This window comes from Helicobacter valdiviensis, assembly GCF_003245365.1.
GTDB classification, from domain to species: Bacteria; Campylobacterota; Campylobacteria; order Campylobacterales; family Helicobacteraceae; genus Helicobacter_D; species Helicobacter_D valdiviensis.
In genome coordinates this window covers 1-1,460 of the sequence record NZ_NBIU01000085.1, presented here as the reverse complement: position 1 = coordinate 1,460, position 1,460 = coordinate 1, and the positions used below count along the sequence as shown (strand labels likewise).

At 29.9% G+C, this 1,460-nt stretch carries 1 pseudogene; it reads right to left on the bottom strand.

Annotation, left to right across the window (positions count from 1 at the left end):
• Positions 1-1,460, bottom strand: a pseudogene (locus B6S12_RS11270) (hypothetical protein); the annotation flags it as partial.

The window sequence follows — 1,460 nt, the reverse complement described above, 5'->3', positions numbered from 1 at the left end:
GCCATTATCTCCATTGCTTCCATTATCTCCGCCATTGCCATTATTTGTTTCATCTAGGAAAGTATAATAGCCTCCCTCTTTATTGTAATGGATTTGTGGTTTGTCATTTTCTTCTTTAAAGAAATTTTCTACATCAGTTTGGAATTGGCTTGGAGAGTGAGAATTAATTTTGCCATTAATAGTGACATTCTCATCAATAAAATCTATATTATTTAAATCTCCAAATTGATTATTTGTATGATAAAGATGAATATTGGAAAAAGATGAACTTTGAAATAAATCTGCTATAAATTTACCTGCATATTTTTTTGATTCATTTTTGCTTGTAACTTTAATAGTGGAATCAGGCTTAAAATAAATATAAATATTTTCATAAATGCCTTTAGCAGAAGTACCTAAGAAACCACCTATATAAGGGGATTTGTTTGTTGTTATAGCCTCAATACTACCTAAACCATTTATAATAATATTTGAAAACAAACTGTCGAAGCTTACTATAGATGCAAATCCTCCCATGTATAAAAAAGAACTTTCATTGCTTATTGATTCTGCTTTGATATTTCCTATATTATTCAAAGTGATATTGTTTGCTGTTACTCTATTATTGAAAGCACCTCCCAAGAATCCTCCTATACCTGCTATAGCTCCTTCTTCTCCATTAGCTATTGCTTCTATAAAAGCTATATTGCTAACAGTGATATTATTAAAAGTTGTATGACTTTGTACTGTCCCACCCAAAAAACCACCTACTGCTGCAATATAATCACTTTCTATTTTTATTCCTCCCCCCATATAATCTACATTGATATTTTTAAATTCATTTCCATTAAATGCTGATCCAAATATACCTGCAAAACCATAATTTAGCTCTTTACTGACTTCAATATTAATATTTTTTAGTGTATATCCCTGTCCATCAAAGTTGGCGCCGAAAGAATTGGGATAATTGTCTCCCACCATCATATTTGTATATTCATTTTCTTGTTTTTCACCATCTCCATTAAAATCAATCCAATAGTTTGCATAGTTTTTATCTTTATTACAAGTTCCAGTATAGCAATCAGCCCCAAAATCAATATCCCCTACTAATCTAAACTCATCTATTGTTTTTATATCATCAAAATATTGAGCCTCATTCCAACTTTTAGCAAAATACCACCATTCTTTTGCGTTTTCTATTGCACTTCCCATATTACCAATAGTAATTGCTTTTTTAAAGTCTTTTCCTTGTGTGGTAGTATTATTAGAATCTGTATAACCTTGATTTGTGATTAGCTTATCATAGTTTCCAAATTGATAATTATCTTTAGCAAACTTATTCATTTGTCTTTGGATATATCCTTTGCTAAAAGCAGTAGCATAGATAGTATTTCCACTTAGATTTGTAGCATCTGCATCTATATAGATTTTATCTCCTACTAAATAAATAGATTGGTTTTTATCTTTATTTGTTCCTGTAT